Consider the following 21,960-nt stretch of genomic DNA (forward strand, 5'->3'; position numbering starts at 1 on the left):
GAAGCTGCCGTTTTGCGCGATGGTCTGGTCGGCCACGGGTAGGGAAACGACCGGCGGAAGATTACTGTTGTTAACCGTTAACCCGAAGGTGGTGCTGACCGAGGCATTGCTGCTGTCGGTCGCGGTTATCCGGATGGTCAGGTTGCCCACATCGCTGTTGCCCGGCGTGCCCGAGAAGGTGCGCGTCGACGGGTTGAAAGCCAGCCAGACCGGCAGCGGCGAACCATCTGCCAGCGTCGCGCTCAACGTCAGCGTGTCGCTGCTGTCGACGTCAATAAACGTACCGGCTGGCACCGTGAAACTGAACACCGTATCTTTCGTCGCGCTTTGACCACTGACAGTGCTGCCGACAGTCGGCGCATCATTCACGCTGGTCACCGCCAGCGACGCCTGCGCACTATTGGTAGAGAACGCGCTGCTGCCGCCGGAGGTCGAGGTATCCGCCAGGCCCTTGCTGGCACCCGCCGTCGCCGTGCCGCTGGTTTGATCCCACGCTCTGAAACCCAACGTTGCGGTTTCGCCGTTGGCGCGGTCCGGCATATAGCGAATCTGCGCCGTCGATCCAAGCAGCAGGGCCGATGACCCCGATACCGTACCGACATTAAACCAGTTGGCTCCGCTGTCGGTGGAGTATTGCCAGCCGCCATTCCCCACCGTCGAGGTAATGGCGATACCGCTGGAGGCTCCGCTGTCTACGTCGCCATAGCCGGCATTGCCGAGCAACGACGACACAGTGGTCGCGGCAGATGTCACGTCTTCGGTCGTCGGCGTCAGTGCAACGGTCACGCCGCTGGATAAGGTCGGCGCATCGTTGACGTTGCTCACTGCCAGTGACGCCTGCGCGCTGTTGGCGGAGAACGCGCTGCTGCCGCCGGTAGTCGAGGTATTCGCCAGCCCCTTGCTCGCGCCCGCCGTCGCCGTGCCGCTGGTTTGATCCCAGGCTCTGAAACTGAAGGTGGCGGTTTCGCCATTGGCGCTGTCCGGCATATAGCGGATCTGCGCCGTCGAACTGAGCAGCAGCGCCGACGAGCTGGATACCGTGCCGACGCTGAACCAGTTGCTCCCGCTGTCCGTCGAATATTGCCACGCCCCGTTGCCGGTCAGCGCCGTCAGCGCGATACCGCTGACGGCGCCGCTGTCCACATCCGCGTAACCTGCAGAGCTCAGCAGCGACGATACCGTCGTGGACGACGAAGCGGCGTCTTCCGTCGTGGTGGTCAGCGTAACCGTGGCGCCGCTGGATAAAGTCGGCGCATCGTTGACGTTGCTCACGGCCAGTGACGCCTGCGCGCTGTTGCTAGAAAACGCGCTGCTGCCGCCGGTAGTCGAGGTATCCGCCAGCCCCTTGCTGGCACCTACTGTCGCCGTACCGCTGGTTTGATCCCAGGCTCTGAAACTGAAGGTGGCGGTTTCGCCATTGGCGCTGTCCGGCATATAGCGGATCTGCGCCGTCGAACTGAGCAGCAGCGCCGATGAGCTGGATACCGTGCCGACGCTGAACCAGTTGCTCCCGCTGTCCGTCGAGTATTGCCACGTCCCGTTGCCGGTCAGCGCCGTCAGCGCGATACCGCTGACGGCGCCGCTGTCCACATCCGCGTAACCTGTAGCACTCAACAACGACGACACCGCCGTGGACGACGAGGTGACGTCTTCCGTCGTGGTGGTCAGCGTCACCGTGGCGCCGCTGGATAAAGTCGGCGCATCGTTGACCGGCGTAATAGTGAGCACCGCCTGATTGCTGCCGGCGCTGTTTAGCGAACCGTCATTGAAGGTCCAGTTCAGGGTTACGCTGGTCGGCGGATTGTCGGAACTGTTGGCATAGGTCAGGGATTGCAGCACGGCATCGACGATGACCGAGGTCGCGTTGATGTTGAACGTCAGCGCCAGCGTACCGTTCGAATTGGTGGTGACGCTGCCCACCGTCGTGCCGTTGTACGTGAAGTTTTGTCCTTGCGTCAGCCCCCCCAGCAAGCCGCTGTTGCCGAAGATATCATTACTGCTGGCTCCGCCGTTGCGGGCGATGGTAATCGACGCGCCGTTATAGTTGCCAAGTCCGGTGTTAAGCGCATCCAGCTCGGTGTCAGCGACCGTGACATCGCTGTCTATCACCACCGCGCTGCCATTTTCGGTATAGGTGGCTCCGCCGTTCAGGTTGCTGAATACCGGCGCGGTATTGGAGGTCGAGGTTATCGACGAGCTGTTGCTCGCCGTCAGGCCGCCCGAGGTAGCCCGCAGCGCCAGCGTATTGGTGCTGCCGCTGTTGGTGTACTGGATAATGAGGCCGGTGTAGGTGGCAATACCACCGGAGGGCGTCAGCGTCACCGTCGTGCCGCTGGCGTCCTGATCGCCGGAGGTGACCGACAGGCTGTTGACGGTGCCGTCAACGGTGCCGTCGTTAGGATCGGTCACCGAGAGCACGATATTGGTGGTGTAATCCTGATCCACCATGCCATTGGCATCTACCGCCTGCACGACCGGCACCGTGCTGAAACTGGTGCTTTGCCCATTCTGAATGGTGACGGGCACCGGCTGGGTGGAAAAAACCAGCCTTGTTGCGACCACATCCGGATCAATTGACGCCGAGGCGGCGCTGACCAGGCTGCCAGATGCGGCGGTAAGCACAAAGTTGGCGTCGGCGTCGCTGGCCGAGGTGTATTTCACGCCGCTGAAGGTAGCGATACCGCTTGATGCCGCCACCGACGTGGTGCCGGTCAGCGAGCCGCTGCCATTTTCGCTCAGCGTGACGGTGCCGCTGAAATCAGTATCGATATTGCCGCGATCGTCAACGGCGATCACGACAGGCTGGGTGGTAAAGTTAATGCCGCTGACCACCGCGGTGGACGGCGACTGGCTGTAAATCAGTTTGGTTGCCGCCACATCAATGCTGGCGCCGCTGCCGTTGGTCACATTGGCCTGGCTGCTGGCAAAGGTGGAACTGCCTGACCCGGTAGTGAAGCTGCTGGCATTCACCGACAGCACCACCGTGTGGTGATCCGTAATGTCGTTACTGCCGGTGTTGTCGTTGTAATACGCCTTGATGGTGTAAGTTTCGCTGCTGCTATTGGCAATCGACAGGCTGAGCCCGGAAAACGTGATTCTGCCGGTGCTGCTGTCGTACGTACCAACTACGTTGGTGGCATCCGGGCCGCTGAGCAGAAACCGCATCTGGCTCAGCTCCGATGACGTCGCCGTCCCGCTGACATTGGCGTAAAAAGCGCTGACGGTAGTGGCCGAACCATCCGACGTACCGGGGTCGGTAATGGTGAAGTCCAGCAGCGAGGCGGCGCTGGCCGCAGAGGTGGCGGTGGTGGAGAATGTCGTCGCTTCGCTGGCCGGCCCGGCAGTCACGGTCGATGTCGCATCTACCGAAGACGCGGCCCGAATATTGTTTAACACCAGGTTATCCAGGTAGTACTCGTTGGTACCCGAGGTAGTAATGGTAATTGAGGACACGCCGACAAAATTGCTGTTAAAGCCGCTGACCGTGGTATAAGACACCGCCCCGGGAAATGTCAGTACCCCGCTCTTATTGTCCCCACTGGTCGATTTACTGGATGAAACCGTGTAGTTCATGTTCCCGACGCCATCGGCATTCAACATATCCAGTGAAGACAAGTCAAAAATATAGCCGGGAATGCTGATGGTGAAAGTCAGCGAATTTGACGAGCTGGAACCATCCGTTTGCACGTCGTATATCATGGTATTGCCATCGCTGTTTAACCCAGCCAGCACGTTACCGACAAAATCGAAATGCAGGGTGTGCGTCCCTTCCTGCCAGGTCTGGTTATTACCGCTACCGCCGCTGGAACCGGCTTCAAAAGTAAAGGTATCCAGCACGCGGGTATATTCGCTCTGCGTAGCCGCCGTTAGCGCGATGTCGGTGTTTATCTCGCCTACTTGCGCTTCCAACACCCAGTCGCCGTTCAACGTCGCCGACCCGGTCAGATCGGTAGACGCCGCCACATCGGCCCCGGTTAGTGCGGCCAGATCGCTGATGAAAGCCTGCCCATTGGTTCCTTCCGCCACATTACAGCCATAAAGCAGAATATCGCCGGAGTCGCTCAACGCCTGGCCGATGGTCGTCAGGTCGGCGCGTCTGCTGGCAAGCATACTGTCGGTCAACGTGACGCTCCCCAGCGTCAGGCTGCCTTCGCCACCATTGCTGATGATATGGATGGCTTCATAACCGGTATGCGTTTGCGCCCATTGCGCTATCTGGCTTAATCCATCCTTGCCGGCATCCAGCAGCACCACCTCAACCCCGTCTTTCACACCGCTGGCCAACTGCTGGTAATCCGCCACCGAGGTGTCAATAAACACCACTTCTTTATGCGTGGCGCTGCCAGCAACCGCAACGCTGCTGTCTGCCGAAGTCGTCGAATCCTGGGTATCGGTATTGTGGCTGGTCGCCTCAGTCGCTTTTTGGTCAGATTGACTGCTGTCGGCATGCGACGCGGTATCGGTTGTCGCGGTTTGCGTAGCCGTATTTTGAGTGGCGGCAGTCTGTTCAACAGTGGCAGCCACCGCGCCATCAAACAGCATTCGCGCTTCCAGCATGACCCCCAGAGGCGATTCCGCGTTGAACTCAGCGCCCTGTGAAACCTGACGACTTTTTTTACCCAGCCAATGACGCCACAACATAAGGATACCTTTCAGGATGTGATTTATTTACAACACAGACCAGCCCGCGTTATGCCGAACTGGTCTGTTTTTTCAGATAATTGCCCCGCGAACCATCCTGTTAGTCATCAATCAGGACGCGGTGGATACAGTCCATTGGCCATAATGCAAACAGTCAGCCCTTGCGAAGGCGACTGGGTCGCCACGTTAACCACCGGCTGCGCTACCCCTGTTACGCTTACCGCCACTGTTCCGCCAGTAACTGTCGGTATCGTTATCGGGAACGACGGAATCGTTGGCGTACCCGTTACCGTACCGCCGCTAATAGACGAGGTAATGGTGCCGCTCACCGGGCCGGTAAGCGTCTGGCTAGGCCCGATAGTAGTATCGGCAGCCGCCGTAGGATTATAAATATTAGGCGCCCCCAATGCGGGTTTGGCCAGTATCGCGCCATTGGTGGGTAGCGGCGCGCTACCGGCGACAGTCGCCCCCCCGGCAATCTTCAGCAGGCCGGAAGTCGCTGCCGTCAGGCTGTGCGTATTGGTGATGGTCTGGCCGCTTACCGTTAGCCCGGTACCGGTTTTTTCCGGCACCGTTACCGTGGTCGTAGAGGTGGTTGCGGTAAAGGCCGCGATGTGGTTATGCGCGGGTAAAGGCACGGTAACATTCACCGCCGGATTACCGATTTTCTGCCCGAGGGTGACGGTCTGTAACCCGAGCCCGGTACCCGTTCCGACTGCCGAGCGTCCACGCAAATCAGGTATCCCGAAGGTGGTTGAGCCGTTGCCGCCGAACTGGAATCCCAGCAGGGAGTACAACGCCTGATAGCTATTGATAGGGACAGTCTGACCGTTGGCCGGAAGCCAGCCGCGCGGGCAAAAAGACATGGCAAAAGAACACACGGTGCCGGTGTAGGCTTCGTCATTACAAGCTGCCGCACTTTGGGGCAGCAAAGCGCTCACGGCAATAGCAGTAGTGATGGCTGATTTTACAAATAAACGCTGAATATGCCTCATACACATCCCTCCTGGAGGAATAGTTGGTTTAATAAATTAACGTTATTAATAGCCAGCATTATAATTTGGATTGAAAATCAAATAACAAGACTACGGTGACGCTGTAAAATCTGTATGACTACTCTGGAATATAGCTCAGCCAGAGAAAAATCCCCTACAAAAAAACAACACTACTTTACATTTTTCATTCAAATGAAATAAATAGAAAAAACAATTTTTTTTGTTTTAATTAGAATAAGATAGTGTGGCCGCACCCGTTCGGAGCCATATCACAGCGAATCCTCACCTTACAACGATGACAAACGCCTTACGGCCACAGCCAATATGACGAACATCCCCTGAAGCCTCCCGGCGTATTCGCATCAGAAACCGCTTTCCCGGATCCCCAGCGCCGCCACCCGACGCCATACCGCACCGAGGATGGATTCTTTTTCTCCTTCAAGAATGACGCTGCCCCGTAGCGGCTGTTGCGGCGGCGAAAACCGCCCGTCCTGCACCGTAAAACGGACGCCATACTGCGCCTGCACCGGTTGGGGGTTATGGTCCCGATCCCGGCGCACGGCGATAGGGCCGTGGCGATCGGACGCCAGCATCTCTTGCTGTAGCCAGGCCACGCCAGTTGGCGCGATGTCTTTCAACTGCACCGCAATGCGGGGATAAGCCGGGTCATCCGCGATAAAATCACCGGTCATGCCCACCTGAGCCCGTTTCAGCGTGTCTTCGGGCAAATACCCTTGTACTTTTCCGCTCCCTTGCTCGACGACGCGTAACAAAGGCATGTCGGTGGTCAGCCAGCGGCCTGCGGTCATATCCCGCGCCACATCTCTGATTTTCCCTGCCTGCGGCGCCGTGATCGACAACCGCTGACGCTGCGCATCCAGTCCCCGATAACGAGCCAACGATTCGGCCAGTTGCCTGTCAAGCACCTGGGTTTCGCTGGCGGTTTCCTGACGCCCGGCGCCCCGCTGCCGTTTTTGCTGCAACACCGCAATCTGTTGGCGTTCAATGTTGATGCGATAATCCAGATCGGACGACGTCAGTTCCAGCAACACCTCGCCGGCTTTCACCTGCTGGCCGTCCGTTACATGCAAGGCTTTAACCTGTGCGGCAATGGGCGCGTAAAGCACGCTGACGCTTTCAGCCTCCAATACCGCCGGAATACGGACGCTGCCGCGCCAGGGGAACAGCAGAAACAGCAGCACAGCCGCCAAAATCAACCCCGAACGCCACAGGCTGACAGGATGAGCAGTTTTACGCATGGACCACCAGATATGCGCTTCCTTAACCACTGGAAGCGCGATAAACCAACCAATTTCCACCAGCATCAGGACGATGCCGACCACCTTGATAAAAAAGTGATACACCACCAGCGCAATGCCGAAAAACAGAAAGAAACGCCATATCCACGAGGCGTATCCCCAGATCAGCAGTTTGCGTTGCATCGCGGGCGACCAGGTTTGCGGCGCCGGGCGGCCGTAGCCAAACAGCGCTTCGCGCAGCCGCCAGCGACACAGGGCATACGCGCGCTCCTGCAGGTTTTCCACCCGCCAAAAGTCGCTCAGCAGAAAGTACCCGTCAAAACGCATCAACGGGTTGAGGTTAACCGCCAGCGTGGTTATCCAGGTTACGCTGGAAAGCATGAAAGCAGCGGTGCGTATCGGTCCGTCAGGCAGCAGCGACCACGCCAGCAGGGCGACGCATGCCAGCATCAGCTCCGCCAGAATACCGCCCGCGCTGATCAGTAGCCGGGCGTGGCGGTCCCGGAGCTTCCAGGCGTCGCTGACATCGGTATAAAACAACGGGAACAGCACGATAAAAGCCACCCCCATGTTTTGCACCCGGCAACCGGCGCGTTTAGCCATAAAAGCATGCCCCAGCTCATGGATGAATTTGGCGCCGACCAGCGCCACACCGAAGGCGGCCGCCCCTTGCAGGCTGAACAGATGGGGAAAAGAGTGGATATAACGGACCCAGTCCCGGCTGACTAAAAATCCCCCCAGCAGCAGTATTAGCGGTAACGCGATCCGCAGAAACGGCCGGCCGTAACGTTGCAGCCAGGGCCAGCAACGGCTGAGCACCGGGTCCGGACGCCATAATGGAATCCGGAAAAACAGATACTGATGCAGCAGGGTTTTCCACAGACTGATCCGCAATGCCGCAGCCTTGATGGCATAGCCTTGCCGTTGCAGCGGGTCGCTGGCGGCAATCAGATCGTGGTTACGCAGAAACCGCAGCAGTTGTTCCAGTTCTTTATCCTGCAAGGGCAAACCGGGCTCGCGGTTGGCGGCGTCCAGCACCCATTTGGGATGGCGCAGCGACCAGTGCCGCAACAGACGGATCGCCGACGGCGCCAGTTTAAAGTAGCGCCCGGTGACCGGGTCGGCCAGCACCCACTGCGGCGCGCCGTCCAGACCGGTGGCGGACTCCACCAGTTGCAGGTCGGTTCTCAGTTCGGGCAGAAAACCACTCATAGACCGACCGATTGACGCAACACGGCGAGCGGCCGCCGGAACAGATACACCGCCAGCGGCACATATTCGCCGGAAACTTTAGCGGTGCCGCGTAGCCCGATGCGCGGCGGCTCGCCGGTGAAACGCGCATCCAGCCGGTAAGCCAGGTTGCCCGCCGGGGTCTGTTCCGACTCGTAAGCGACGCGATCCAGCAGGGCGCCATGCGGCGTCACCGGATCGCTATCGAGAAACAGGGTGATCGGCGCATCCGGCTCCAGTCGAATGGCATCGCCGACATCCAGTTCGATGCGCAGCGATACCGATGCCGGATCGGCTAATTCCATCAATCGTTCACCGGTACGGACCGGTTTACCGGTCCAGCGTTCGGCCTCGGCAAACACCGCGATGCCGTCGCGTTCTGCTCGAATTTCAGCGCGACTCAACAAGGCATTGGCGTAATCACGCTCGGCGCGCTTTTGCGCCACCTGTGCGGCCAGAAAATCCAGCTTCGCCTTGGAATCGGCGTCCTGAAAAGCGCGTTGCGAATTGGCGCGGTACTCCGCTTCCGCCACATTCAACGCCCGTTCGGCAACATCCGCCTGCGCTTTCAGGGTGGTATCGTCAAAGCGCACCAGCAGGTCGCCCTTGCGCACGCTCTGGTTTGGTTGAACGGCAAACGCCTGAATCACGCCATCCAGCGGCGCGGCGACTACTCGCCCGTTGAACGGAATCACCTCAGCCGGAGCAAGCACTGACTGACGCACCGGGATGAACAGGCACCCGACGAGCAGCAGGCAGGGAATAGCCAGTTTCCACCGCCAGCGGGTGCGCCGCCAGACCGGTTGCGGCTCCAGCGCCAGCCAGGCATGACTAAACGCATGAGCCAGTTGTTCCGCCAGCAATTGCTCGGCGCTCTGCCAGGGCTGCTCGCGGGCATACCAGATGCCGCCAAATGTGCGTCCCTGACGGTCTTGCAGCGGCGCCCACAGCACTTCGGGCGCCGACAACGCCAGCCAGTCATTACGGCTTTGTTGATCCAGCGACGCTGCGGTTACCACCGCACACTGCTCATGCTGCTGAGCGTTCTGCAACTGCGCGCCGGCTCGCTCGATAAACGCGACAAAGGGCGCATGCGGCGCCGGCTGAGTCACGCCAGTCACCGCCCGCACCGTGCCGTTGATCACCAGCGCGGCGTGGCGAAACCCAAACAGCGTCTGGCTGTCGTTAACGATGCAATAAGCCAGCGCTTCGGTCGTGTTCGCCGAGCGCGCCTGACGTTCGATGTCCAGAAAGCGGGCGAAGATACGTTCGCCGGAAACAGGGGGCGTATTGCTCACGGTTTCTCCGGAAAATGTGCGGTACCACTCATTCCTGCCATCAACGCAGTGTCTTTGGTTTCGATGACGCCGGTCAGGCTGAGAGTCTGGCTGCTTTCATCAATACGCGCCCCCAGTCTGGATACGCTGGCCTGCAGCGGCGTGCCGGTTTCATCGGGCGTAAACGTAAAGGTCAGCCCGGGTTTCAACATCGACAACCAGCGGGACGGCACCAGCAGATTAATCTCCAGATGGCGGTTGTTGACGATATCCAGCACCGGCGCGCCCGGCGCGACGCTTTCATAAGCCTGAGCGCGCCGCTTAACCACCTGACCGTCGAACGGCGCCAGAATACGGCAACGATTAACCTGAATCTGGTAAACCTGGCTTTCCGCCTGCGATTGCGCCAGACGCGCGGCGGACAAGGATACCGCATGCTTTCCCACCGACTTCAGTTGCGCCAGTTGCTGGTTCTGGCTCAGTTCCGCTTCCGCCGCGCGCATCGCCGCCTGAGACGCCGCCAACTGCGCCTGATAGATGGCACAGTCAAAACGCGCCAGCAGGTCGCCTTTTTTGAATGACTCCCCTTCCCTGAACGGCATTTCCACAATGCGCCCGGCCAGATCGCTGGAAATCGTCGCCTGATCCACCGCCACCAGCATCCCACGCGCCTGATTGTCTGCCGTAGCAAGCGGCTGACCCGCGCTAGTGGGAAGCGGGGAAAGTTCGGGAGCGCTGGCCTGGCTCGCTCCACTGAATCCCGCAGTACAGAAAACCAACACCTTCAACGCATCACAAAACATGAATTTGCTGAAATTATTCACACCAGCCTGCCTTAATCTCGTTGTAGCATAAATTTAATTATTAACAGGTTATCGGCTCTGAATCGCTGAGCCACAGAAATATATCCGCCGTCCGTCCATCAGACGCGAATCAAATCAGTCATCAGGGCAAACAAAACGACCGAGGGCACATTGAACGCCATCGGTCGCGGTTCTGTCGATTATTTCCGTCACACGTTTATGACGCGGGTATCACGGCATATATCCATCATACTTCAAGTTACCGCTGCGTTGGCTGCCCTCGCTCACCCCAGTCACCGACTAATGAAGGTATCGCTCCACGGCGCTCACACACGTTAGCGTGTAAAAAAATTAGTGATAAAGCAATCAGGCCGCCTCCTCTTTTATGCGGTCCTCTCAGCAATGAGAGGCCGCATTCCCCAAGAGTAAAACGCGTGAGATGAGAAAAATCAGTCGAGATCTTCTGGCGGCAAAAAACGCGGCGACTGGCGTAACAGCGTCAACAAGTGTGCTTGCAGCGGTTGTTCCAGCACGGCAAGCCGGGCATCAACCGTTTGATAAAACGCCTCCTCTTTGGCGTCGAAATCAGCGTTTTCCTCCTGCCATTTCGTCTGCCATGCGTTGAACTTCTCGTTAGTCGGCGCCTGATCAGACATCAAGTCTTCCTGCGCTTTGAACCAGAGGTCGCGTTTTGCCGGCATGGCCCGTTCCGCCGGCGTCCAGCCCGCGTCAATTTGCGCGATTTGCCACAAAATGACATTGATGGGATCCCGTAGCGTTTGCCATGTTTCCGAAGCCGCGACAGGGGCAGGCGACAACGCGGCGAGGATATCGACCAGCGCATTCTCAAGCTCTTGCGTCACGTCCTGTTCGGCTTTCCAGGCGGAGGTATATTGCCGGAAAGGCTCCCAGTCGCGTTCCGACACCGCCTGTCCCGATAAATAGCGGTCGGTCAGCGCCAGCCACTGTTTACGCAAGGCATCCAACTGCGGCGCCCGCAGCCAGTCAGACCAGGGCTGGCAGGCATCGCTCAACAAAAAGCGCACCCATTGCAGCGGCACCGCCCAGATGTCCTTGTCCGGCGTCAACACCTCAAACAGTGCCTCGGCCTGTTCCGGCGTCAGGAACGGCGCCGACTCCAGAATCACGGCGAAAGCGGTCGGCAGTCCGGTCACACGCTCAAACACCGTCATGGATTCATGGTGCGCCAGCGTGGCGGAAATCGTCCCGCGATCGTCCACCCAATACGGAGTGGAAGCGCGCACCACCGCCCCTGCGGCGGCATGCTGTCTCAGCCGCTGCGCCAGAAAGGCGTGTAATGGCGGGTCACCGTAAAACGCAGGCCAGGGCGCGTCGGTTCGAAGCGATGCGGCCGGCAGGTTTTCCAGAACGATGCCCTCAGACTGTAGCCATTGCTTAAGCTCCGATAGCGTCAGGGCGCCCATTTGCCGCGAGGCCAGCTTCCCATGCTTAAACAGCAGCAACGTGGGAATAAACCGGGGCCGGGCGCCTCGCACGAATTCATCGTGGAAATAGAGGAAAATACCGGTACACAAAGAATTCTGGTTAAAGACACGCTGGGTCAGACCCATATGACCGCCATCAGTGCCGTCAATCAGGTCGAGCGTGTTTTGGGCTTGAATCACCGATTGCCGCCCGCTATCGGCATCACGTATCCGGAACAGTCCGCTGATTTGCAGGCCGATATTACCGCTATGGCCGCCATGGGGTTGTCGGTGCTGCATTGTTGATTAATGCTTTTGTTAAACCCGATGAGAGGCAAAGACCCGATTATGAATTTGTCGTGGCGATCGACAACAGCGCAATAATGGGCTGCTGCGATCCTTGCACTAAAACATCGTTGACGCCGATTTATAAAACATCGATGCAGCGAAAAGAGAGATGACGAGCGAAGCGCCGCGATAAAACAGCGTTGGCTTTAGCCTGCGCTGACTTGAAGCGTCGTTGAGACTAATCAGCGTGCCGGCGTAGGTCCATATAAAAGAAATGGGAAGCAATGCCAACAGCAGAGCGAACATCGCTTGAATATAACTGTCTTGATATATGAAAGCCGACGGAGGAATGATGGAATCGGCGAATAAAAAGGCCTTGGGGTTGAGTAAGGTCGTGATAAAGACCGTGCCGAAAGTGATATCGCCGCTAATTTGATGAAGCGAAAACCGCCACACTTTTATCGCCAAATAGACGACATAACAGGCCGAGAACAATTTAATGACGCTCAGCACCAGATTTCCATGTTGTGCCAAATAAGTAAACAACAGCCCCCATGCAGAGACTGCCAATAGATATCCGAGCCATTCTGATAAAATCAGTTTTATGCTTTTAATAAAACCGTGGGTATAACCAGAACAAAGAAGCAAAGTGTTGGTCGGCCCCGGAATGCTCAGAAATAATGCGATATAGAATATAACTTTTATGTATTCATTTTCATGAATCATGTTGATATTACCTCAATTAAGCCAACAGTGTTTGGTCTGGGTATCGTTCCGGGTTCGGTATACCGATATAGTCCGCTCCTAAACAAAACAATCACCTTTCTATCTGGATCTGCTAGACTGGGCGCCTTGTCTGATAACTCATTTGGTTTGTTGATGAACACGTCCCAACATCACGATAAAGCAGAAACAACATCCATTAATATTGGAAACAAAATCAAACAATTAAGAATGACCAGAAATATTTCTCTTAATGATCTTTCCAGGTTATCAGGCGTGTCAAAAGCCGCGTTGTCCAAGCTAGAGTCTGGTCACTCGAACCCACGAGTCGATACGTTGGATGCGATTGCCAGCGCCCTGCGAGTTCCTCTAAGCGATCTGCTCGCTGTTAATACCAGCGCTTATCCTTACATGGAAAAAGGTATTCCAATGCAAGGGGAATACGCCCAAAAGATGAAATTCCGTATTGGGCTGGGCAATATCGCTGAAATATGGCATTTGCAAATGAACCCCGGCGTCATTATCAATAGCCCGCCACATGCATCTGGAACACACGAGCATATTCTGGTGCATTCAGGCTCATTAATGCTCAAGCTTGCCGATGACGAAAGCATCGTGCTTAAAGCGGGCGATTTTTACTGTTTTTCCGGAAATATCACTCACTCTTATATATGCACAGATAGTGCGGTCAGTGCGACCGTGGTCATGTCTAACGCTATTCAGGTTTAGTCAAACGGGGCGCCGCCGCCCCCAATTGACATATATCCTTCAGCTATCCTTTCCTTTCATATCGACGTCTGCAATAAAACGAAGAATGATGTCGTAAATGTCTTGCTCCTGCTCCGATTGAATAAAATGCCCTCCCGGCACACTCTCCATACGATAAATACCGCTGGTACATTCACACCAGCGAGAAGGAGCAAAGGGAAGATACGGGTCGTCCTCTCCATAGATCACTAACAACGGCACATCCTCCAGCGGACAAGTGCTTTCGGGCTGAATAGAATTGGCAACGTCCAAATCGGCAGCCAGCACCTGAATAAACTGCTGACGTAACACGTCGTCTTGCGTCAACCAGTCAGGAAGTTCCCCGAGTTGGGTCGCAAAATGCCATATCGCTTGCTGCGACTCCGGGTTAAGCTCCTGCCACGGAAAGCGCCTGCGGCAATGGATAGGGTCGTTAGACATCGCCACCAGTACGATATCCCGATCCGGCGTTCTGCTCCGGCAGTAGCCGGCCAGCAAATAGGCCATATAGGCGCCCAGGCTGTGTCCAACCAGGATGAGCCGGCCCTGAGGGGGAATGCGCGAGGCAAAGTCATCCACGATACGCCCGGCGTCACGCATCAGTTCTTCCTGACGGCGCCGGCCGCGCCCCGGCATTTCCATCAGCATGGTGTCGAACTGTGGCGAAAAACGCCGGGCAATCGCGTTCATAGCCGAGGCGTTACCGCCGGCATGATGAAACAGAACCATGTGATGCTGGGGCTCATTCATAGCGTTTACCCTCAAGCACACGCCCTACCAACGCAGCAAAAACGATGACGGCTCCACCGATGCCCTGCCAGACCCCAATCACCTCGCCCATAATGGAGACAGCAAAAAATGCGGCAAAAGCGGGCTCCAGCGACAAAATGAGCCCAACCCGAGTCGGACTGGTGAGCTTCGCCGCATAGAGTTGCATCAGGAATGCAAATGCCGTCGCCAGCAGGCTCAGAAAGAGAATATAGCCCCAGATATCAAGGGAAATGCTGGGGATAGTACGCATAGACTCCGGATCGGAAACATAGACAAACGACAAGCCAAGCACGGCGACGGTCAGCAGTTCGACCAGCGTGATATTGATCAGCGAATAGGGTTTGCCGGTCGTCTGCCTGCCAAACATGAATATCTGGAGTCCGCGAATTAATGCCGCCAGCAGCACAAGCCAGTCACCGAGGTTGAAGCCGACTTGCCCACCATTGGAAAAGCTTATCAACCCGCCGCCAGCCAATGACAGGAAACAGGTAAAATAGATGAGCTTGCTCTGTCTGCGCTTGCCCAGCACCCGTTCATAAAAAGGAACCAGAACCACCGACAGTGCAATCAGAAAACCCGCATTGGCAGCGGTAGTATGCTTCACGCCAAGCGTTTCGAGCGTCAAAATGGCGTAGAGCAAGGCACCGAAAATCACACCATTAACGACTTCGCCACGTGTAAAATCGCGCAAGCGGATGCGAGTGCCAATGAACATAAAAGGAACAGCCAGGGCAAAGCGCAGCATCAGGAACAAAGGAACAGCCACCCCCGCATGAATGATCATCTGCATCAATGAGTAACTTGCGCCCCATGACAGGGCGACCGCCAGTAATCCCAAATCCACCAGATACAGTCGTGAGCGTGAAAGTTGCAGGGTCGTCTCATTAGACATTGTCATTCCTCGGGGCGGTATGGCTGGCGTCATAACTGATACGCAGCTGGTTTTTCTTGAATTTAGCCGATTTGATTGAGAAATCGGCGATCTTACTGAGGTTATCCACGTGCGTTCCGCCACAAGGCATCGCTTCGGTATCGTGAATCAGAGAGTAGCGGGTATCCCCCTCCAGCCATATCTTGACCTCGCCGCCATCCCTCAGACGTGAGCAGATGCCGGCTTCGATATCCTCAAGCGGCAAGCGATCAACCAGTACCGCGCTGGAACCCATAGGGGAAAAAACGACGCGAGACTCCCCGGGGAAATGGTGCCCGGCAGTCGCCATCCATCCATACCGACGCATTTCCCAGTTCAGCAAATGCCCGGCGGTATGCAACGCAGCATTTCGCATACGTTCGGACGCGGATAACCTGGACTCCAACAGGTCCGACTCAGCGGACTTGAGTGGAGATTGCGGATAAACGACCACCAGACCGGACGCATCTTTGCGGACGCTAACGGGGATGTCATTGACCCACCCCGTATCTGCGGGCTGCCCCCCGCCCTGCGGGTGAAAAATGTTCTCCTTCAGGGCTAGCCATGTTCCAAACTCATCAGTGCCGGCGGCAATGACCTCGCTTGTTGCAGAAAAGCAGTAGGTATCATCCAGATAGCGTTGAATTTGAATCATTTGGGGGCTCCTTTTTATAGGGTTTCAGTCAGGGGAGTGAAGGGTTGCCCGAGCAGGTTATTTGAAGCGATACGGTTTCTTCCGTTGAGGCTCCGGCCTGAAACAATAACGCACCCAAACTTATCGAGCGGAATACTGCCGCCGTACTCCTGCACGACGTCGGTATCGGGATAGATATCGACAACGCTTGGCGCATAGCGCGTGGCAAACCCCATACGGAAGTCTTTTTTGGACGAGTTGGGATAGGAAGCGTGCATCAGCGTGGACCAGAAGATCACGCATTGGCCCGCCTTCATTACCAATGGAACCGCTTTGCTTTCGTCTGGTTTCCAGTCCGGCTCGATTTGCAGTTCACGGTAGTCATAGCCAAAGAACCCCCGGCTTTTACCCTCTTTCGCGCGGTTATTGATAATATCTGTCTGATATGCCATCGACTTGGTTTCGTCGTAATTCATCTTGTGGTGCGTGCCGGGCATGATTTCAAGACAGCCATTTTCAATCGTGGCGTCGGTAAAGGCCGTCCAGACGGTAAGCGTTCCCTTGCCGAAGCGATCTTCCGTTTCGCCGGGCCATAGAATCTGCGGCTTGCCGCTGGCGTTGGCGAAGGTGTCGGCCTGATGCCAGTCAGTCCCCTCATCCCCCGGATATTTTGGGAAAAACTCGGTCCGCCAGCACAGCACATCCTTGCCCAGAATATCGGAAACAGGGGCGACGATACGTGGATTGGTAATATGCCGGCTAAGGAGTTCAACATCCAGATGACGATCATAATTGGAGATGTTTGTCGCCGCGCTGTAGGAGTCGGATGGATAGGCGGCATTACTCCGGTCAGGTAATTGGCGACGCACTTTATTCCAGATTTCATTCATTTCATCCGGAGTATAAATAGTTAACGGGCCGATATAACCGTTGCGATGAAAGCCATCCAATTGTTCTTCTGTCAGGTGTAATGTCTTACTCATTTTACATATCCTCTGTTAGGGAACTATTTGGCTGCAAAGAAAACGTCTTTTAATGTCGTGTTATATAAACGCTCCATTGATAGCGTAAGTCCGAATTCTTTTTTAACCCTTTCATTTAACGAAATAGCAATCATCGAGTGACCGCCTGCGTCGAGAAAGTTATCGCCGGGTTTAACCGACTGCTCCAGGATATCGCTCAGCCACAGTAAATATTGCTCTAGTGCTTTTTCCTTCTGGGCTGTTTTATTCTGGATATGGTCTTGGGAATTTAAAGCATCAGTGACAGTCATGATTTACTCCATTGAATGCAAAATTAATTTTTTATCAACCTTTCCGTTTACCGTTTTTGGCATCACGTCGACTCGCCTGTAAAGCATCGGACGCATATATACAGGCAAAGCGAGTCGGGCCAGAGACTTCAACTTCTCCTTTACATCACCTTCTGCAATCTTCGATGAAGTGGTAAAGAAACAGATCAAGTGATGACCATGCATTTCGGTCTTTGCCGCCAGCACTGAAATGTCGTCAATGTCGTCTATCTGTGCCAGGACAGATTCGATTTCGCCAGTTTCAATCCTGAATCCATTGATTTTCACCTGGTCGTCGCATCGACCAAGATAGAGCAGTTCACCGTCATGGTTATGCTTTACCACGTCACCGGAACAATAATATCTTCGCGATACACCCTCTGTTTCCAGCCAGATAAATTTTCGGCTTTCGTCGTTGTTTATATTCAGGTATCCATGAGTAACCTGTGGACCGGATAACAGAAGCTCACCACCTTCCTCTGCGGAAGGCTCGTTTCCGATAGGTCTAATAATGTAATGAAAATCTGGCAGCACTCGCCCAATATTGGAGTCGGGGTTGATTAAATCGGCGTCGCTGACAATGTGCCAACTGGTATGCACCGTCGTTTCGGTGATGCCGTACATATTCACCAGTATGGGGGAATGTAATCCAAAATGATTATGCCAACGTTTCAGCGTTTGGAAATTCAATCGCTCCCCACCAAAAATAATGCAACGTAGCGAGAGTTCGTCTGGTTTAAATTGGCAGAGTTTATCGGCATTCACAGAAAATGCGGTGGGTGTTTGATTTAATAATGTAATATTTTCTTCTTTAATTAGTCTGGCCAGAGCATCCGGAACAATTCTGGTTTCATCGTCAGGTATAACCAATTTTCCGCCATAACCCAGAACCGACCATATTTCCCATACTGAAAAGTCAAATGCATAGGAGTGATACAACAGCGTTGCGTCTTGTTGGTTGAAATTATAAATAGCGGCGGTAGCGGAAAATAATGCTTCAAGATTGCCGTGGGTAATCGGCACACCTTTGGGTTTTCCTGTGGTACCTGAGGTGTAGATGATATAAGCCGTGTTTTCGAGCCGTGACTGATCGTATATGTCGGATGAAGCAGAAGCAGACGTCAAAGCCTGTATGTGCACATTTTTGACATCCCGATGAGGAGTCATGTCGCTATCGGAAATAATCAAAGCGGGCCTGGCGTCATTCACGATCAGTTGGTTTCTTTCCAGCGGCGCCTTCTTATCCAGAGGAACATAAGCAGCCCCGACATATTGCACGGCGAGCAATGCCGCGATCAGCTCTTTGGAAGGGGTAAGTTCGACGGCGACGCGGTTACCCGGCACCACCTGCAATTCACGCAACGCGCTGGCGATATTGAGGATCAAGCCCTTCATGGCCTGGTAGGTGAGACTTGTTTCGCGATCTTTGACGGCGATGCGGTCGGGATACTTTTCCGCCGCTGCCAGAAAGCACCCCAAGAGTGTCCTTCTCGGCTGCGTGGATGAGGGCTTAGCGTTCACACCATCCTCCTTTTCGTTCACATTGGCATCACATTTGTTTTTTTAAAGACTATACAATACCACTAAAGCGAACAAGCGTTTTTTATATGCTGATTTTTTTATTAAGAAGTCATTTTTATACGCTGTTAATCGAACCGCCCGACGTCAGGCATGCCACACCGCACCTTGTCAGTTCGCAATGGTTTTCTTATCAAAGCGGTGTAAAGCGAATAAGGGGAGAACGCGGATGTCGGGGTTTCCCCGTCAGGCACGCTGCGGACACGCCGATTGCAGGAAGGGCGAGGACAGGAATCAGGGAAGACCCGCTCGTGGGAAAAAGCGGTGGGAAAATCGTGTTGGTAAGAATCAGTCGGCGGGTTTGCTATAACGAACGGCAGAAACAAAAAAACCACCTTTCGGTGGTTTTCTGCATCATGCAGACATTCATCTGCACAACTGAATTTGGAGCGGGAAACGAGACTCGAACTCGCGACCCCGACCTTGGCAAGGTCGTGCTCTACCAACTGAGCTATTCCCGCAGGGTGTGGCGTAACGTCGCACTACTTTCTGTCGTTACGGGGAGCGCATTATACGAGAAACGTTTTTTCCCGCAACCCCCCTGACGAAAAATGTCGTTCAAGTGCTGACAAAATCATCAATACGCTGAAAATGCCCGCAGAACCGGGCGATTTTCCTGGTTTCCTGGTGGAGGATGCCGTTACAGCTGGATAAAGTGCTCGCGGTAGTAAGCCAGTTCCGCTACCGATTCGCGGATATCGTCCAGCGCCTGATGGGTGTTGCGCTTTTTGAATCCGGCCAGCATCTCCGGCTTCCAGCGGCGCGCCAGTTCTTTGAGCGTGCTGACGTCCAGATAACGATAGTGGAAGTAAGCTTCCAGTTCCGGCATGTAACGGAACAGAAAGCGGCGATCCTGCCCGATGCTGTTGCCGCAAATCGGCGATTTGCCCGCCGGCACCCACTGCTGCAGGAATGCGATGGTTTCCCGTTCCGCGGCGCTTTCGTCAAAGGCGCTGGCTTTGACCCGATCCACCAGCCCGCTGGCGGTGTGGGTGCGCACGTTCCAGTCATCCATCAGCGCCAGTTGGCTGTCCGGCTGATGCACCGCCAGCGTCGGGCCTTCCGCCAGTACGTTCAGGTTGGCATCGGTCACCAGTGTTGCGATCTCGATGATCCGGTCCCGCTCGGGATCCAGCCCCGTCATTTCCAAATCGATCCAGATCAGGTTGTTTTCATTTACCATCGTCGCCTTTCCCGTGTCGCCGTTGCTGAAAATTTCGCCGGCGGCAGGCTGACAGGCCCGCTGGCGGCGGTTAATTAAAATAAAATAGCGTGTATTATAGTCGCTTCCATCGCCACCGGCGATAAGCGCCGAACCAAGAGAGACTGCGTGAGTAAAAAGAAACTGTCAAAAGGTCAGCAACGGCGGGTCAGCGCCAACCATCAGCGCCGCCTGAAACATGCCGACAGCAAGGTCGAGTGGGATGACAGCCAACTGAGCGAACCGCAGGAAGGCGTCATCATCAGTCGTTTCGGCATGCACGCCGATGTGGAAGCGCCGAACGGCGAGCTGCACCGCTGCAACATTCGCCGAACCATCCACTCGCTGGTCACCGGCGATCGGGTGGTCTGGCGCGCCGGCAACGAAACGCTGGCCGGCATCAGCGGCATCGTCGAGGCGGTGCATCCGCGTCAGTCGGTGTTGACCCGCCCGGACTACTATGACGGTCTCAAACCCATTGCCGCCAACATCGATCAGATTGTGATTGTCTCCGCCATTCTGCCGGAGCTGTCGCTCAATATTATCGATCGTTATCTGGTGGCCTGCGAAACGCTGGAAATCGAGCCGCTGATCGTGCTCAACAAAACCGATCTGCTGGATGACGAAGGCCGGGCGTTTGTGGAAGAGGTGATGGATATCTATCGCGCGCTGCACTACCGGGTGTTGATGATGTCCAGCCACACCCAGCAGGGCGTCGCCGAGCTGGAAGCCGCGCTAACCGGCCGCGTCAGCATCTTTGCCGGGCAGTCCGGCGTCGGTAAATCGAGCCTGCTCAACGCACTGCTCTACCCTGGCGACGCCCAAATTCTGGTCAACGACGTATCCGACGCTTCCGGACTGGGCCAGCACACCACCACCGCCGCTCGTCTGTACCATTTCCCGCACGGCGGCGATGTCATCGACTCGCCGGGCGTGCGCGAATTCGGGCTGTGGCATCTGGATCCGGAACAGGTGACGCGCGGTTTTATCGAGTTCCGCGAATACCTGGGCAGTTGCAAATTCCGCGACTGCAAACACGACACCGACCCCGGCTGCGCCATTCGCGCCGCGCTGGAACGCGGAGAGATAGCACCAGAGCGTTTCGACAATTATCACCGTATCCTTGAGAGCATGGCGCAGGTAAAAACGCGTAAATCCTTTTCTGCTCCGGATAACTGACATTTATCGTATCCACCGCTACAATGCGCCCCTTTTTACGGCGTACCCTTAAAAAAACGACGAGGCTCACTGTGCTGGACAGAATCAAGATTGCTCTACAACATCTGCTCCCGAAGGTCTGGCTGACGCAACTGGCTGGCTGGGGAGCCGACCGTCAGGCCGGCATGCTCACCAAACTGGTGATTGACCTGTTTGCCCGCATCTACAAAGTCAACATGCAGGAAGCGCAGCAACCGGATACCGCATCCTACCGCTCGTTCAACGACTTCTTTGTGCGCCCGCTGAAGCCTGGCATCCGCCCGGTAGACCCGCTGCCGAACCGGCTGGTGTTCCCTGCCGACGGCGCCATCTCTCAACTGGGCACCATTGACGACGACCGGATCCTGCAGGCCAAACAGCACGACTACACGCTCGAAGCGCTGCTGGCCGGCAATTACATTATCGCCGACCTGTTCCGTGACGGTCTGTTTGTCACCACCTATCTCTCCCCGCGCGATTACCACCGCGTCCACATGCCGTGCGACGGCATTTTGCGCGATATGATTTACGTGCCGGGCGACCTGTTTTCGGTCAATCCACTGACCGCTGCCAACGTACCGAACCTGTTTGCCCGCAACGAACGCGTGATCTGCCTGTTCGATACGCCGTTCGGTCCGATGGTGCAGATTCTGGTCGGCGCCACCATCGTCGGCAGCATCGAAACCGTCTGGGCGGGGGTGGTAACCCCTCCGCGCGAAGGCATCATCAAACGCTGGGCCTATCCGATGGAAGGCGAAGGCGCGGTAATTCTGGAGAAAGGCGACGAGATGGGCCGCTTCAAACTCGGCTCCACGGTGATTAACCTGTTTGCGAAAGACCGGGTGCAATTGATGCCCGGACTGGCCAGCCAAAGCGCCACTCGCATGGGTGAAGCCATGGCCGAAGCGCTGGATGAGGACGTTTTGGCGCGCATGAATGCCGCCAACGACAGCGATACCCCCTGACCCCA

General features: G+C 55.8%; 18 protein-coding genes and 1 tRNA gene. 4 read left to right on the plus strand and 15 right to left on the minus strand.

What is annotated here, in order from left to right; all coding sequences use genetic code 11:
• The 6 genes from DXXMK7_RS18705 to DXXMK7_RS18730 form a co-directional block, all read right to left on the minus strand.
• Positions 1-4,641 (minus strand): DUF4347 domain-containing protein (locus DXXMK7_RS18705; protein WP_038920357.1); only part of this gene is annotated, 4,641 nt, incomplete at its 3' end.
• 107 nt (positions 4,642-4,748) lie between these two features.
• Complete coding sequence (locus tag DXXMK7_RS21440) at positions 4,749-5,636, minus strand: phage tail protein (protein ID WP_049842641.1); 888 nt, start codon at positions 5,634-5,636, stop codon at positions 4,749-4,751.
• Between the two features lie 362 nt (positions 5,637-5,998).
• Positions 5,999-8,107 carry a biotin/lipoyl-binding protein gene (locus DXXMK7_RS18715; RefSeq protein ID WP_038920358.1) on the minus strand — a complete coding sequence of 703 codons (2,109 nt, stop codon included), beginning with the start codon at positions 8,105-8,107 and terminating at the stop codon, positions 5,999-6,001.
• The gene (locus DXXMK7_RS18720; protein ID WP_038920359.1) at positions 8,104-9,423 is read right to left on the minus strand and encodes an efflux RND transporter periplasmic adaptor subunit; all 1,320 of its coding nucleotides are present in this window, start codon (positions 9,421-9,423) and stop codon (positions 8,104-8,106) included. The genes DXXMK7_RS18715 and DXXMK7_RS18720 overlap by 4 nt, the downstream gene beginning before the upstream one ends.
• Complete coding sequence (locus DXXMK7_RS18725) at positions 9,420-10,226, minus strand: efflux RND transporter periplasmic adaptor subunit (RefSeq protein WP_038920360.1); 807 nt, start codon at positions 10,224-10,226, stop codon at positions 9,420-9,422. The genes DXXMK7_RS18720 and DXXMK7_RS18725 overlap by 4 nt, the downstream gene beginning before the upstream one ends.
• 428 nt (positions 10,227-10,654) lie before the next feature.
• On the minus strand, positions 10,655-11,797 hold the full coding sequence (locus DXXMK7_RS18730) for a thioredoxin family protein (RefSeq protein ID WP_049842642.1): 1,143 nt from the start codon (positions 11,795-11,797) through the stop codon (positions 10,655-10,657).
• On the opposite strand from DXXMK7_RS18730, the gene DXXMK7_RS22860 reads away from it, so the two are divergent.
• On the plus strand, positions 11,798-11,956 hold the full coding sequence (locus DXXMK7_RS22860) for a hypothetical protein (protein ID WP_157987361.1): 159 nt from the start codon (positions 11,798-11,800) through the stop codon (positions 11,954-11,956).
• Positions 11,957-12,055: 99 nt separating this feature from the next.
• On the opposite strand, the gene DXXMK7_RS18735 is transcribed toward DXXMK7_RS22860, so the two are convergent.
• Complete coding sequence (locus DXXMK7_RS18735; RefSeq protein WP_038920361.1) at positions 12,056-12,664, minus strand: LysE family translocator; 609 nt, start codon at positions 12,662-12,664, stop codon at positions 12,056-12,058.
• 153 nt (positions 12,665-12,817) lie between these two features.
• Between DXXMK7_RS18735 and DXXMK7_RS18740 the strand changes: the two genes are divergently transcribed.
• The gene (locus tag DXXMK7_RS18740) at positions 12,818-13,390 is read left to right on the plus strand and encodes a helix-turn-helix domain-containing protein (protein WP_038921140.1); all 573 of its coding nucleotides are present in this window, start codon (positions 12,818-12,820) and stop codon (positions 13,388-13,390) included.
• Between the two features lie 39 nt (positions 13,391-13,429).
• On the opposite strand, the gene DXXMK7_RS18745 is transcribed toward DXXMK7_RS18740, so the two are convergent.
• The 8 genes from DXXMK7_RS18745 to orn form a co-directional block, all read right to left on the minus strand.
• On the minus strand, positions 13,430-14,158 hold the full coding sequence (locus DXXMK7_RS18745; protein WP_038920362.1) for a thioesterase II family protein: 729 nt from the start codon (positions 14,156-14,158) through the stop codon (positions 13,430-13,432).
• A complete protein-coding gene (locus tag DXXMK7_RS18750; protein ID WP_038920363.1) occupies positions 14,151-15,071 on the minus strand; it encodes a DMT family transporter in 921 nt (306 codons plus the stop codon). Before DXXMK7_RS18750 ends, DXXMK7_RS18745 begins: the two co-directional genes overlap by 8 nt.
• On the minus strand, positions 15,064-15,744 hold the full coding sequence (locus tag DXXMK7_RS18755; protein ID WP_038920364.1) for a serine-tRNA(Ala) deacylase AlaX: 681 nt from the start codon (positions 15,742-15,744) through the stop codon (positions 15,064-15,066). Before DXXMK7_RS18755 ends, DXXMK7_RS18750 begins: the two co-directional genes overlap by 8 nt.
• A 14-nt stretch (positions 15,745-15,758) precedes the next feature.
• Positions 15,759-16,706 carry a chlorinating enzyme gene (locus DXXMK7_RS18760; RefSeq protein WP_038920365.1) on the minus strand — a complete coding sequence of 316 codons (948 nt, stop codon included), beginning with the start codon at positions 16,704-16,706 and terminating at the stop codon, positions 15,759-15,761.
• 23 nt (positions 16,707-16,729) lie between these two features.
• Positions 16,730-16,996 (minus strand): acyl carrier protein, encoded by a 267-nt coding sequence (locus tag DXXMK7_RS18765; protein WP_049842643.1) that lies wholly within the window; start codon positions 16,994-16,996, stop codon positions 16,730-16,732.
• Positions 16,997-16,999: 3 nt separating this feature from the next.
• Positions 17,000-18,535: an amino acid adenylation domain-containing protein gene (locus DXXMK7_RS18770; protein WP_049842644.1), complete on the minus strand. Its 1,536-nt coding sequence runs from the start codon at positions 18,533-18,535 to the stop codon at positions 17,000-17,002.
• A gap of 442 nt (positions 18,536-18,977) precedes the next feature.
• Positions 18,978-19,053 (minus strand) — tRNA-Gly (locus tag DXXMK7_RS18775).
• 179 nt (positions 19,054-19,232) lie between these two features.
• Positions 19,233-19,775, minus strand: coding sequence for an oligoribonuclease (orn, locus tag DXXMK7_RS18780; protein ID WP_038920366.1), 543 nt, complete (start codon positions 19,773-19,775; stop codon positions 19,233-19,235).
• A gap of 147 nt (positions 19,776-19,922) precedes the next feature.
• Between orn and rsgA the strand changes: the two genes are divergently transcribed.
• Positions 19,923-20,972, plus strand: a complete 1,050-nt coding sequence (rsgA, locus tag DXXMK7_RS18785; protein ID WP_038920367.1) for a small ribosomal subunit biogenesis GTPase RsgA — start codon at positions 19,923-19,925, stop codon at positions 20,970-20,972.
• A 71-nt stretch (positions 20,973-21,043) separates the two neighbouring features.
• The gene (gene asd, locus DXXMK7_RS18790; protein WP_038920368.1) at positions 21,044-21,955 is read left to right on the plus strand and encodes an archaetidylserine decarboxylase; all 912 of its coding nucleotides are present in this window, start codon (positions 21,044-21,046) and stop codon (positions 21,953-21,955) included.
• The last annotated feature ends 5 nt before the right edge of the window (positions 21,956-21,960 follow it).

It is taken from the genome of Dickeya sp. MK7, from assembly GCF_000406305.1.
Classification (GTDB): Bacteria; Pseudomonadota; Gammaproteobacteria; order Enterobacterales; family Enterobacteriaceae; genus Dickeya; species Dickeya fangzhongdai.